At 68.3% G+C, this 12,667-nt stretch carries 10 protein-coding genes and 1 riboswitch; of the genes, 6 read left to right on the top strand and 4 right to left on the bottom strand.

Features of this window, described 5'->3' with window-relative positions; translation table 11 throughout:
• Window positions 1-68 precede the first annotated feature (68 nt).
• From EER30_RS18635 to EER30_RS18625, 3 genes are read left to right on the top strand one after another with little or no spacing between them, the layout of a single operon-like run.
• Window positions 69-662, top strand: coding sequence for a TetR/AcrR family transcriptional regulator (locus EER30_RS18635; RefSeq protein WP_127501754.1), 594 nt, complete (start codon window positions 69-71; stop codon window positions 660-662).
• Complete coding sequence (locus EER30_RS18630; protein WP_127501753.1) at window positions 662-2,398, top strand: ABC transporter ATP-binding protein; 1,737 nt, start codon at window positions 662-664, stop codon at window positions 2,396-2,398. The genes EER30_RS18635 and EER30_RS18630 overlap by 1 nt, the downstream gene beginning before the upstream one ends.
• On the top strand, window positions 2,395-4,344 hold the full coding sequence (locus tag EER30_RS18625) for an ABC transporter ATP-binding protein (RefSeq protein ID WP_127501752.1): 1,950 nt from the start codon (window positions 2,395-2,397) through the stop codon (window positions 4,342-4,344). Before EER30_RS18630 ends, EER30_RS18625 begins: the two co-directional genes overlap by 4 nt.
• A 73-nt stretch (window positions 4,345-4,417) precedes the next feature.
• On the opposite strand, the gene EER30_RS18620 is transcribed toward EER30_RS18625, so the two are convergent.
• The 4 genes from EER30_RS18620 to EER30_RS18605 all read right to left on the bottom strand — a co-directional run bounded on the left by EER30_RS18620 (window position 4,418) and on the right by EER30_RS18605 (window position 9,664).
• The gene (locus EER30_RS18620; protein ID WP_127501751.1) at window positions 4,418-7,294 is read right to left on the bottom strand and encodes a Calx-beta domain-containing protein; all 2,877 of its coding nucleotides are present in this window, start codon (window positions 7,292-7,294) and stop codon (window positions 4,418-4,420) included.
• 14 nt (window positions 7,295-7,308) lie between these two features.
• A riboswitch (cyclic di-GMP riboswitch) is annotated at window positions 7,309-7,387 on the bottom strand.
• A 378-nt stretch (window positions 7,388-7,765) separates the two neighbouring features.
• Window positions 7,766-7,909, bottom strand: coding sequence for a hypothetical protein (locus EER30_RS18615; RefSeq protein WP_205650286.1), 144 nt, complete (start codon window positions 7,907-7,909; stop codon window positions 7,766-7,768).
• Window positions 7,910-7,991: 82 nt separating this feature from the next.
• A complete protein-coding gene (locus tag EER30_RS18610; protein ID WP_164842375.1) occupies window positions 7,992-8,750 on the bottom strand; it encodes an ABC transporter permease in 759 nt (252 codons plus the stop codon).
• The gene (locus EER30_RS18605; RefSeq protein WP_127501750.1) at window positions 8,747-9,664 is read right to left on the bottom strand and encodes an ABC transporter ATP-binding protein; all 918 of its coding nucleotides are present in this window, start codon (window positions 9,662-9,664) and stop codon (window positions 8,747-8,749) included. Before EER30_RS18605 ends, EER30_RS18610 begins: the two co-directional genes overlap by 4 nt.
• 97 nt (window positions 9,665-9,761) lie before the next feature.
• Between EER30_RS18605 and rnhA the strand changes: the two genes are divergently transcribed.
• The 3 genes from rnhA to EER30_RS18590 all read left to right on the top strand — a co-directional run bounded on the left by rnhA (window position 9,762) and on the right by EER30_RS18590 (window position 12,663).
• The gene (gene rnhA / locus EER30_RS18600; RefSeq protein WP_127501749.1) at window positions 9,762-10,229 is read left to right on the top strand and encodes a ribonuclease HI; all 468 of its coding nucleotides are present in this window, start codon (window positions 9,762-9,764) and stop codon (window positions 10,227-10,229) included.
• Between the two features lie 30 nt (window positions 10,230-10,259).
• Window positions 10,260-11,369, top strand: coding sequence for an epoxide hydrolase family protein (locus EER30_RS18595; protein ID WP_127501748.1), 1,110 nt, complete (start codon window positions 10,260-10,262; stop codon window positions 11,367-11,369).
• A 76-nt stretch (window positions 11,370-11,445) separates the two neighbouring features.
• Window positions 11,446-12,663: a hypothetical protein gene (locus tag EER30_RS18590; RefSeq protein WP_127501747.1), complete on the top strand. Its 1,218-nt coding sequence runs from the start codon at window positions 11,446-11,448 to the stop codon at window positions 12,661-12,663.
• Window positions 12,664-12,667 lie beyond the last annotated feature (4 nt).

Raw genomic sequence — 12,667 nt, 5'->3', positions numbered from 1 at the left:
GTCCTCAGGCCGGCGCCCATGACAAATGTCAGTGGCTGAGTGAGTGCTCGCTCATTATGCTCGTCGCCGTGGAGAGCAAACGAAGACGTGTCCCCGCTCTGGCGCCCGAGGAGCGCCGGGCGGCCCTGATCGAGGCGACCATCCCGCTGCTGCACGAGCACGGGGTCGATGTCAGCACGCGCCAGATAGCCCAGGCCGCCGGGGTGGCCGAGGGCACCATCTTCGGCGTCTTCGAGACCAAGACCTCGCTGGTCGTCTGCTCGGTGATCAAGGCGCTCGAGCCGCAGCCGACGCTTGACGCGCTGGCCGCGATCGACCGGGGCCTGCCTCTGCGCGAGCGGCTGACCCAGGCGGCCGAGCTGATCCACACCCGGTTCGCCGAGAACGCGCAGATCATGTCGGCCGCCCGCAAGCTGATCCTCAGCGGCGACGCCTCCCACCAGGCGATCTCGAACCGCCGCGCCCTGCAGGACGCGCTCACCGAGGTGCTCGCCCCCGACGCGGACCTGCTGCGCCGCTCGCCGGCCGACGTGGCCTCCCTGCTCCTGCTCTTCTGCGGCGCCAACACGTACGGGCCGTTCGGCGACCCGGACAACTTCAGCGGTGCGGAGACGGCCTCCTTGCTGCTCGACGGATTGCTCCACCGACGGGGGAACCAGTAGTGCTCATACAACTGTTACGCGGCCATCTGAGGCCCTACCGGCGAGACATCGGACTGGTCGTGTTCTTCCAGTTCCTGCAGACGCTGGCCACGCTCTACCTGCCCACGCTCAACGCCGACATCATCGACAACGGCGTCGTCAAGGGCGACACGGGCTACGTCATGCGGATCGGCGGGTGGATGCTCGTGGTCACGCTGGCGCAGATCGCGACCCAGGTCGTCGCCGTCTATTTCGGCGCCCGCACCGCGATGGCGGTCGGCCGCGACGTCCGCGCCTCGATCTTCGGACGGGTGCAGGACTTCTCGGCCCGCGAGGTCGGCCAGTTCGGCGCGCCCTCGCTGATCACGCGCACCACCAACGACGTGCAACAGGTTCAGATGCTGGTGCTGATGACCTTCACGTTGATGGTCTCGGCGCCGATCATGTGCGTCGGCGGCATCGTGCTCGCCCTGCGGCAGGACGTGCCGCTCTCGTCCCTGCTGCTGGTCATCGTGCCGGTGCTGATCGCCACGGTCGCCGCGATCATCGTACGGATGCGCCCGCTGTTCCGCTCGATGCAGAAGCGCATCGACCGGGTCAACCAGGTGATGCGCGAGCAGATCACCGGCATCCGGGTGATCCGCGCCTTCGTCCGCGACGAGCGCGAGCAGGCCCGCTACGAGGGCTCCAACGCCGAACTGACCGACGTGTCGCTCAGGGTCGGCAAGCTGATGGCGCTGATGTTCCCGACCGTCATGCTGATCGTGAACCTCTCCAGCGTGGCGGTGCTCTGGTTCGGCGGCCACCGCATCGAGGACGGCGCGATGCAGATCGGCGCGCTGACCGCGTTCCTCAGCTACCTCATGCAGATCCTCATGTCGATCATGATGGCGACGTTCATGTTCGTCATGATCCCGCGGGCCGAGGTCTGCGCCGAGCGCATCGAGGAGGTGCTCGGCACCGAGTCCAGCGTCGCGCGGGCCGCCGAGCCGGTCACGTCGGTGAGCGAGCACGGGCGGCTCGACCTGCGCGGCGTCGAGTTCCGCTACCCCGGGGCCGAGGCGCCCGTACTCAGCGGCATCGACCTGATCGCCCGGCCGGGCGAGATCACGGCGGTCATCGGCAGCACCGGCAGCGGCAAGACGACCCTGCTCAACCTCGTACCGCGGCTGTTCGACGCGACCGCCGGGCAGGTGCTGGTCGACGGTGTCGACGTACGCGAGCTCGACGCCGGCCTGCTGTCGCGGCTGGTCGGCCTGGTGCCCCAGCGGCCCTACCTGTTCTCGGGCACGGTCGCCAGCAACCTGCGGTACGGCAATCCGGACGCCACCGATGAGCAACTGTGGGAGGCGCTCGAGGTCGCCCAGGCGCGCGACTTCGTCGAACGGATGGAGGGCGGCCTGGACGCGCCCATCGCGCAAGGCGGCACGAACGTGTCGGGCGGGCAGCGGCAGCGGCTGGCGATCGCCCGCGCGCTGGTGCACCGGCCCGAGATCTACCTGTTCGACGACTCGTTCTCGGCGCTCGACTACGCGACCGACGCGGCGCTGCGATCGGCCCTGACCGACCACATCGGGCAGGCCACCGTGGTGATCGTGGCCCAGCGGGTCAGCACGATCCGCGAGGCCGACCGCATCGTCGTGCTCGACGACGGCCGGGTCGCCGGAACCGGCACCCACGCGGAACTGATGGACACCAACGAGACGTACCGCGAGATTGTTCTTTCGCAGCTCACAGCTCAGGAGGCTGCAGCATGACCGCCCCTCGCCGGCCTCCCGTGGGCGGGCCTCCAGCCATGCGCATGATGGCCGGTCCTGGCCCGACCGAGAAGCTCCAGGATTTCAAGGGTTCCACCAAACGGCTGCTCGGGTTGCTCAAGCCGCAGCGCCTGCTCGTCGGGTTCGTGATGCTCGCCGGCGCGGTCAGCGTGACCCTGTCGGTGATCGGCCCCTACCTGCTCGGTCACGCCACCGACGTGATCTTCGCCGGCGTGATCGGGCGGATGTTCGACGGCGACGTGACCAAGGCCGAGGCGATCGCGGCGCTGCGGGCCCGCGGCGAGGACACCCAGGCCAGCCTGCTCTCGGCGGTCGACTTCGTCCCCGGTCAGGGCATCGACTTCGACCGGCTCGGGCGCGTGCTCGCCTGGGTCGCGCTGATCTACGTCTTCGCGTGGGTCTTCGGCGTGCTCCAGGGCCGCATCACCGCGCACGTCGTGCAGACCGCCGTCTATCACCTGCGGCAGCAGGTCGAGGCCAAGCTGTCGCGGCTACCGCTGTCCTACTTCGACCAGCAGCCGCGCGGCGAGGTGCTCAGCCGGGCGACCAACGACACCGACAACATCGCCCAGACTTTGCAGCAGACGTTCGCCCAGCTCACCACGGCATTGCTGACCATCGTCGGGGTGCTCGGGGCGATGTTCTGGATCTCGCCCCTGCTCGCCGTGATCGCGCTGGTCACGGTCCCGGTCTCGTTCGTCATCACGATGGCGGTCGGCAAGCGTTCACAGCCCAACTTCGTCGCCCAGTGGGCGACCACCGGACGGCTGAACGGCCACATCGAAGAGATGTTCACGGGTCACTCGCTGGTCAAGGTGTTCGGCCGGCAGAACGAGGCCAACCAGACCTTCCAGGAGCACAACGACAAGCTGTACGCCTCGTCGTTCCGCGCGCAGTTCATCAGCGGCCTGATCCAGCCGGCCATGATGTTCATCAGCAACCTGAACTACGTACTCGTGGCTGTGGTCGGTGGTCTTCGGGTGGCTTCGGGCGCGCTGTCGCTGGGCGAGGTGCAGGCCTTCATCCAGTACTCGCGTCAGTTCAGCCAGCCGCTGACCCAGGTGGCGAGCATGGCGAACCTGATCCAGTCGGGGGTGGCGTCGGCCGAGCGGGTATTCGCGCTGCTCCACGCGCCGGAGCAGTCGGCTGAGCCGTCACCCGTCGCGCTGGGGAACGTGCGCGGGGAGGTCGCGTTCGAGGACGTGTCGTTCCGCTACGTGCCGGACAAGCCGCTGATCGAGCACCTGTCGCTCGACGTGACGCCCGGCCAGACCGTAGCCGTCGTGGGGCCGACCGGCGCGGGCAAGACCACGCTGGTCAACCTGCTGATGCGCTTCTACGACGTCGACTCGGGACGCATCCTGATCGACGGGGTCGACATCGCGACCATGCCGCGCTCGCAGCTCCGCGAGGAGATCGGCATGGTGCTGCAGGACACCTGGCTGTTCGGAGGCACGATCGCCGAGAACATCGCGTACGGGGCCGACTCGTTCGACCTGGAAGAGGTGGTGAGGGCAGCCGAGGCGGCCCACGTCGACCCGTTCGTGCGCATGCTGCCCGACGGCTACGACACGGTGATCGACGAGGAGGGCTCGAACGTCAGCGCCGGGCAGAAGCAGCTGATCACGATCGCCCGCGCGTTCATGGCCGAGCCCAGCATCCTGATCCTGGACGAGGCGACGAGCTCGGTCGACACCCGTACGGAGGTGCTGATCCAGCGGGCGATGGCGACGCTGCGGCAGGGCCGGACGAGCTTCGTGATCGCCCACCGGTTGTCGACGATCCGCGACGCCGACGTGATCCTGGTGATGGAGCACGGTCAGATCGTCGAGCAGGGGACGCATGATTCGCTGATCGCGGCGGGTGGGGCGTACGCCCGGTTGTATTCGGCGCAGTTCGCCCAGGCGGTCGCCGAGGTGGAGTGAGGTCAGACAAAGGCGACGGGGGCGGCCTCATGGCCGCCCCCGTCTTCGTTGGTTCAGGTGATGCTGTTCTTACCTATCTGACAGTGGTCGTCTGCTGCGGGCTGAAGGCCGGCAACGTGCCCCGGCCGGACTCACCGGAGACCCAGGCCCTCAGGACGATCTTGCTGCCCGAGGCGAACGGGATCGAGCCCCGCCAGACGGCGTCCCCACCGGTCTTGCCGGCCCGAATGGTGGCCCAACCCGAGTTCGTCCAACGCTGCACCGCCACGGTCTGACCGACGGCCCACGGGTAGCCCTTCACACCGAAGTGGATGGCACCCTTGGTCGACGTGCTGACCACGAAGATCGGCTTCTGGACGACCCAGACGACCTTCTCGTCCGACTTCATGTCCTGCGACTCCACCAGGAAGCGGTGACCCCAGGTGATGGAGTGCTCGAAGTCGTAGTGACCCTCGTCGTCGCTGTCCACGTTCTTGATCCACTTAAGAAGGCCGCCACCGACCGGGGCTCCCCAAAGCTCGACCTGCTTGTTCGGGGCAACCATGCCGCTGAGCTCGACCTTCGACGGGCCGTAGACCCGGCTCGCGCCCAGAATGGTCGGCTTCGGGCTGTCACCCGGCTCACCCGGCTGCTCGCCGTGCTCGTTGATCTTGATGACGCCGTCGGTCACGGTGCCGATATTGTTCAGCCCGAAGCCCGAGGCCACGATCGCCTCAGCAGGCTCGGCCTCATCGGTCTTGAGCAACTCGATCGTCGCCACCGAAAGCGACGTGCCGGAGTCGGTGCCACCCTCGATCTTGATCGCCTTGGCTCCCGGGTTCACGAAGTCCGACGGGCTCGCCGCCCGAATACCGTCGACAGTTTTGCCGGCGAAGGTGACGTTCACCGTGACATCGTCCTCGGCGACACCATCCACAGTGCCGGTGACGTTGACCGTCTCGCCCTCGTCGCCCGTCACGCTGTTGATTTCCAGGTTCGGCGCGTCATCGTCGTTGTTCAGCGTGAACTTCGCGGTTTTCGGAGAGCCGGTGATAAATTCGCCATTCGTGGAAGCGGTGATGGTGACGTGTGTCGACTCGTTGCTCTCGTAGACCTTGTCACCCTTGACGACCACGACGCCGTAGCCCGTCGACTGCTCCGCCGGGATGACGACTGTCGTACCGGCGAGCGCGTAGTCCTCAGTGCCGGGTGCCCCGACGATCGTGCTGAGGTAGTCGCCGGTCGTGTTGGCGGCGCCCATCGTGAACGTGATGGGGCGATCGCTGGTGGTACCCACGAGCTTCACCGGCAGCAGCGCGGCCCACACGACGTCGGCCTCGTCGACAGTCGTGTCTTCGAACATGAGAGAGGGCTTGTCGTCGTCGTCCGTGATCATCACCGGCGTCACCTGCACGACCGGGCTGGCGTTCGTGCCGAGGCCGGCAGCCGTCTCATCGACGTTGTGCAATTCGACGTCGAAGGATTCGCCGGTGTCCTCGTCGACCACATCACCCAGGACGTCGACAGTGAAGGTCTTGGTGAGCACACCGGGCTCGAACACGAGCCGGCCCTCGGCCGCCTTGTAGTCCTTGCCGGCGACGGCGTAACCGAGCCCCGGCGTGTGGTCCCCGGTCTCCCAGTCGATGGTGACGGTGCGACCCGACGCCTTGGTAAGCGTCGCCGTGAACGTCTTCGTCAGAGTGCCGCTGTTACCTTCGGTCACCGGTGTGCCCGTGATGTTGACCGACGGAGCCGTGTCGGTGCCGGCGTCGGCGATGACGCCGTTCATCGTGGTGATGGTGCCGGCCTCCGCGTTCGTCAGCGACGCGATCTCGATCGCATAATCCTCGGGCGACTTCTCGTTCAGATTGTCCGCGAACAGGTTGAGCGGAATGGTCGCAGTGGTGCCGACGATGGTGACCCTCCGCGCGTCCGCCGCCGGGTACGGGAAGTCCGTACCCGGAGTGGCAAGGCCATGGGTCGCATCGACCGGCGAAGCCGCTACGGCGTTCCACTGGAACGAGATGGGAAGCTCGGAACCCGGCGTCGCCGTGACCGTGTAGGTCACAGCGTTGCCTTCCTGCTGGGTGCCGGTCCTCGAGAGGTTGAGCTTCGGCGTCGTCTCGTCGTCCGTGATGCTGATGGTGGTCGACGCGGCCGGATTCAGCGTGCCGGTCGCCACACCGTTGACCTTGAAGGTCTCCGTGTCAGCGCTGTCCTTCACGATGTCGTTCAGGACAGTGACTACGGTGGCACTACTGGTCATCGCGCCTGCGGCGATGATGACATTAGTCGTCGCCAGCGCCGTAAAGTCGGATCCACCGGTCGCGGTGCCGTTCTCCGTCACCAGGTCGACGCTGACGGGCACGTCCGAAGCCTTGCTCAGTTCAGCCGTTACCGAGGTCGTCAGAACCGAGGCCGATTCCGCCACAGTGGGCGAGGTCGCGGTCAGCGAGTAAGTCGGCGGGGGGTCACCATCGGCCTGAATGGTCGCGACAACCTCGGCAACCGTAGTAACGGAATCACCGCTAAGAGTGATGCGGAGCTTGAACGTCTCGCTGGTCTCATAGGTGGTGTCCTGTGTGGTCGGCACAGTGACGACCCACGGGCCGTTTCCGGCGGTGGCATCGATGGTTGCCGGTGACGGCGTACCAAGGTCGTTCGCTAGGTTCGCCTTACTGGCGCCAAAGGTGTCGTCCACAACCGTGGCCACATTAAAGGTGCCGGTAGACCCACCACCTTTCTCGGCAATGGAGAACGACAGCGTGCCGCCCTCTACCACGGAACCAACCGTCGGCGTGATAACTAGGTCGCCGGCCGCGGCGGACGCGGGTGTGGCGCATACGAGTGCGGGAACGAGTCCGATGACGCCGGCGGCGACGACAGCCACTGCTGTTCGCAACGACTTGGGGCCACGCGCCATGAACGGAACCGAGCCGCTCCTGGCTGCATGGGCTTCTGGATAGCGCATGTCTTTCCTTCTCCTTCGGCGGCTGGGCGGCCTCCGTCGGGGAGGCTCCTGGCTTTGCGTCCCCGCCTCGCAGCGGGTTTGCCTGTTCGGGTACAGCACCGGTGGGCGGGCTGGAGGGAGCCGGCTGGAGCCGGCCCGAGCAGCGAAATCCGAGAAAGATCCGGCTTCTCGCCTTCCGTAATCTAACCGGCGTATCCCCTCGTTAGCGGCGGAACGCTTTTTTCGGCCGAATTCGGCCTTACGGCCCAACGCATCCCCTATAAGCGGCCCTGCAGCGGGGATCGTGCGTGGCCGGAAGAAGGTCAGACGGGAGCAGACCGACGCCGCCGGAGGACCGCCCCAAGCAGCCACGGCGTGATCCCTACCGCGAGGAAGAACGTCAGCAACGGCATTTGCCACCAGCGCGTGAGCACCCGGGACGGCGGTTCGGCGGGCGGCTCGTGCTCTTCTCGGACAGGCCGACCAGCTCGATCACCTCGGCGGGCGGCCGTGGATCACGGTAGAACCGGCGACGTGCCGCACCATCTCGCGTACGGTCAGTTCGGCGATGTCATCCGTGGTCTGCAGCACGATGCCGATCCGGGCCCGCCAGTCCCGCACCTCAATGGCTGTCATGCCATCGATCGTGCTGCCTACCGAGGTGTCCGCGGGACGACCGCACGACCGTCAGCGGTTGTCCACCGATCGATGGACAGGCTCACTCCCAGCGGAACTTGCGGGCGGCCGCGGTCACGAAGACGACCGCCCAGGCGCCCAGGCTGAGCCAGATCGACAGCGGAACACTCGCGTCGTGCGAGAGCGTCGCCCGCAGCGCCTCGGCGTGCGCGGCCAGCGGCAACAGGAACCAGCCGACCGTGCCCAGGTCAGGGGCGGCGAACATGATCCCGCCCGCGGCCAGCATCAGGACATAGATCAGCGTCGCCGCACCCGTCGTGGCTTCGGGCCGCAGCACGCTCGCCATCAGAAGCGCCAATCCGCTGTACGCCGCGGTGGCGAGCACGGTGACGCCGACCGCCGACAGGGTCGCGCCGAAATGCGGCCGCCAGCCGACCGCGACGCCCACCGCGGCCAGCGCGACGAGCTGCACGACGATCAGGCCCAGCACCGCCGAGGTCTTGGCGAAAAGCAGACCGGGCCGGCTCAGCGGCGAGGCGCCGAGCCTTTTCAGCACCCCATACGCCCGCTCGTAACCAGTGGTGATCGCCTGGCCGGTGAAAGCGGTCGACATCACGGTCAGTGCCAGCACGCCGGGCACCACGAAGGCCAGCCGATCGTTCCCGGGCACGTTGGTGACCTCGGTCAGACCCGCCCCGAGCAGCACCAGCAAGGGGACGCCCATGGCCAGCACGACGGCCTCGCCGCGGCGCGCGGTCAGGGTCAGCTCCATGCGGATCTGGCTGGCCACCACGCTGCGCATGGGGGCACGGCCGGGGGCGGGTGCGAAGATCCCGCTCATCGGTACGCCTTCTCTCCGGTGGTCAGGGCCAGATAGACGTCCTCGAGGGTGCGCCGGCGCGTGTTCACAGCGGTGACCTGGGCGCCCGCCGCGGCGAACCAGCCCAGCACCGCCGAGATCGCCGCTGCGTCGAGGGCGCCCGTCACGGCATACTCCCCCGGGGTGGTCTCCGAAATTTTCAGGTCGGTGAGCCGGCCGTCCGCCGGTTTCAGGCCGGGCTCGGCGCGCACCTCCAGCAGGTCGATGCCGGCGGCGGCGGTGAGCTCGGCGGGCGTGCCGGTCGCGGCGACCACGCCCGAGCTCATGATGACCACGTCGTCGGCCAGGCGCTCGGCCTCGTCGAGCAGATGGGTCGTGAGCAGGACGGACACACCGTCAGCGCGCAGCTCCTCGATCAGCCGCCACGTCGTGTGCCGGGCCTCGGTGTCCATGCCGGCGGTCGGCTCGTCGAGAAAGACCAGCTCGGGCCGGCCGACCAGCGCGATGGCGAGCGAGAGGCGCTGCTGCTCGCCCCCGGAGAGACGGCGCCACCTCGTACGCTCGAATTTCCGCAGGCCGAGGCGGTCGAGCAGCATGTCGACGTCGAGGGGGGAGGCCGCGAACGAGGCGAACAGGCGCAAGATCTCGCCGGCCGTGGCCCAGGGGTAGACGCCGCCGGACTGCAGCATGATGCCGAGGCGGGGCATCAACGTGTCGTGGTCGGCGATCGGGTCCAGGCCGAGGACGCGGACTGTGCCGCCGTCGGCCTTCCGGAAACCCTCACAGACCTGCAGCAGGCTGGTCTTGCCGGCGCCGTTGTGCCCGAGCAGCGAGAGCACCCGGCCGCGCGGCACGGTGAGCGACACACCGTCGACCGCCGTCGTGCCGCCGTAGCGCACGACGAGCCCGTTGACCTCGACCGCGTCGTCCGACATCCGCCCGCCTTGCTGCTCGAGTACATGCGGTCCACTACTTTACGTGCTGCCCTCTGTGGTGACTGGTGGGGCGGGTACGCCCCGTTAGGGTGCTCACATGAGCGTGGTGGAGATTTACACCGACGGGGCCTGCGCGCCCAATCCCGGGCCTGGCGGGTGGGGTGCTGTGCTGCGCTATGGCACCAAGGAGAAGGACCTGTGCGGCGGCACGGCGGAGCAGACCACGAACAACCGGATGGAGCTGATGGCGCCGATCCGGGCGCTCGAGACGCTGAACCGGTCGCCGCTGACGGTGAAGCTCTACACCGACAGCGTCTATGTGCGCGACGGAATCACCAAATGGCTGCCGCGCTGGGCGGCCAACGGGTGGCAGACGTCGGCGAAGCAGCCGGTCAAGAACGTGGACCTGTGGCAGCGGCTGAACGCGGCCGTGCAACGGCACGACGTGCAGTGGCACTGGGTGAAGGGGCACGCCGGACATCCGGAGAACGAGCGGGCCGACCGGCTGGCGGCCCGGGGCCTGCAGGAGGCGGTCGCCAGCGGCGAAATCGTCGGCGGCCCCTGAATTGTCAGAGGCTCCTGATACCAAGGGTGCATGAGCGAAACCTTTCGCGTCGCCATCTCCCCTGAGGCCGTTGCCGACCTGCGGGCGCGACTGCGGCAGACGCGGTGGCCCTCGGCCTCGCCCGTGCCGGGGTGGGCACAGGGGACGCCGCTCTCCTACACGCAGTCACTCTGCGACTATTGGGCCGCTTCCTATGACTTCACAGCGGCCGAGGCCCGGCTCAACCGGCATCCGCAGTTCCGCGCCTCGGGCATCCATTTCGTGCACGTGCGGTCGGCGCGTGCCGACGCCGTGCCATTGCTGATGACCCATGGGTGGCCCGGGTCGATCGTCGAGTTCTTCGACGTGATCGGACCGCTGTCGTCGTCGTTCCACGTCGTCTGCCCCTCCCTGCCCGGCTACGGTTTCAGCGACGCTCCCACCGTCGCGGGCTGGGGCGTCGAGCGGGTCGCCGACGCGTGGGCCGACCTGATGACCCACCTCGGATATGCCCGATTCGTCGCTCAGGGCCACGACTGGGGGACCAGCGTCAGCACGGCCATCGGGCTCCGGCACCCGTCCCGCGTGATCGGCCTGCACCTCGTGCCGCCGTTGGTGGCGCCCGACCCGGCCACCTTCGGCTCTCTGACCCCCGTCGAGCAGAAAGCTCTCGATGACCTGGCGGCGGCGGCCGACGGTGACGGCTACTCCTTCGTGCAGGCCACCAGGCCCCAAACCATCGGGTACGGCCTGGTCGACTCCCCGGCCGCGCTGTGCGCCTGGATTCTCGAGAAATTCCACGCCTGGACGGACGGGGACGCCCTTTCCCGCGACCAGTTGCTCGACAACCTGATGATGTATTGGCTGCCCGGCGCGGGCGCTTCGGCCTCCCGTCTCTACTGGGAGAGCTTTCCCGCGGTGCAAGCCATCTTCCGGGGCGACGACCCTGACGCCGCGCCGCCCGTTTCCGTTCCCGTGGGCTGCTCGATCTTCCCCCGCGAAAATCCGCGCCCGTCGCGACGCTGGGCCGCGCGGCGTTTCACCGACATCCGCTATTGGGGTTCGCCGTCCCGCGGCGGCCATTTCGCGGCATTCGAACAGCCCGAGCTGTTCGTCGAGGAGGTTCGCGCCTGCGTCTCGGCGCTGCTCGCCACCGAATGAGCTGTCCCCTTACTCGATCGGGGTACGTCAAACGGGCCATAGCTACCGATCTATCAACTTCGAAACAATCGACCCCATGACCGCGCCCGGCGACTCCGTGCTGATCTTCATCCTCCTGGCCCTGTTCGTCGCCAGCGCCGCCTACACCATCGGCCGCCTGCACCAGCGTCACCGGTTCCACCAGGACCGGGAGGAGGCCTACCGGGACGGGTACGAGACTGCCTCCGACCGGGTCTTCAGCCTCGCCGTCCGGGCCGTGACTCCCAGACGCGCCCCGCGCGGCACCGCCTCGGTCCAAACCTCCCCCGCCCAGCCGGCCAGGCCTCCCGCCCCCCGCTCCCCTCTCCCAGCCCTCGACACCCCGCCGCCCGCCGCTGCGGCTACCGACTCCACCGCGACCTGTTCCCGGCCTGCTCGCGGGGCCGATCCCGGCCGAGCCGTCAGGCATCAAGGCGTTACGGTCACCGGCAACTCTGCCCCTCTCCCGGCGGCCGTGGCCGACGCGCATACTCCCACTGAGGGAGACGCCGGCGCGGCCCGAATGACGCTCGAGCAGCCGCCGACCGAGTTCAGATCCGGTCTGACCGTGAACCCGATGCTGCGAGACAAGCCGCTGGTCCGGCGACGGCCGGACCAGCGCCGGCCCTGGGAACCGTCACGCTCGAAACCTTCGTGCGGATTCCCGGTCCCCCTGCCGCTGCCGCGGAACACCGTTGCCGAGCCTGCGGCCATCGGCGGGGTGACCTACCAGCCCTTTCCCGACCCACGGCCCGCCGACGGCTCCGGCCCCGTGCTCGGACGCCGCCCGCCCGAAGCGATCTCCTCCGGGCCATCCGCACCGAGCAGCCAGACACCTCCGGCAGGCAACCAGCGTCCGAGGTCCGGATCCGCGTTCCCGCCCGGTCCCGCTCCGGAACACTTCCTAGCCGTCGGCGACAGACACCCCGCTGCCCCCTCTTTCCCGACCGCGTCGACCCAGGTCGGGCCGGCCGAAAGTCTCAGCCCGTCGACCTCGCGGGCCGGTGTGCCGCAGGAGCACAACACGGGGGTTGCCGTGCCGGACGCGAGCCGGCCCTCCGACGGCTCGGCAGTCGTACTGGACGAAGACTCCTCAGGCGGCAAGCACACCGTCCCGGACGAGCTGGTCAAGGCGGCCACCTACCGCCTTCCGGCCGACCGCGTCTTCCGGGCGAGGGTTCCCGGCAGCACGCCGCTCCAGGAAGAGCCGACGACGCCGCTCTCCGTCCCCAGGCCTCGCCGCCACTCGAACGACAATGTCACACCCCCGCCGTAGGGTC

It is taken from the genome of Actinoplanes solisilvae, assembly GCF_003999975.1.
GTDB classification, from domain to species: Bacteria; Actinomycetota; Actinomycetes; order Mycobacteriales; family Micromonosporaceae; genus Actinoplanes; species Actinoplanes solisilvae.
Note: the sequence above shows the minus strand (reverse complement) of the source record. Positions and strands in the feature narration are given on the sequence as shown.